The organism is Serratia nevei, from assembly GCF_024160145.1.
Classification (GTDB): domain Bacteria; phylum Pseudomonadota; class Gammaproteobacteria; order Enterobacterales; family Enterobacteriaceae; genus Serratia; species Serratia nevei_A.
Genome location: NZ_JAMYWQ010000216.1, coordinates 1 through 245, shown reverse-complemented (window position 1 = coordinate 245; position 245 = coordinate 1). Strand labels below are relative to the sequence as shown.

Sequence of the window (245 nt, the reverse complement as noted above, 5' to 3'; positions counted from 1 at the left end):
ACGGGAGGCAGCAGTGGGGAATATTGCACAATGGGCGCAAGCCTGATGCAGCCATGCCGCGTGTGTGAAGAAGGCCTTCGGGTTGTAAAGCACTTTCAGCGAGGAGGAAGGTGGTGAGCTTAATACGTTCATCAATTGACGTTACTCGCAGAAGAAGCACCGGCTAACTCCGTGCCAGCAGCCGCGGTAATACGGAGGGTGCAAGCGTTAATCGGAATTACTGGGCGTAAAGCGCACGCAGGCGG

At 55.9% G+C, this 245-nt stretch carries 1 rRNA gene; it reads left to right on the top strand.

What is annotated here, in order from left to right:
* Window positions 1-245 (top strand): 16S ribosomal RNA (locus M6G53_RS25440); the annotation flags it as partial.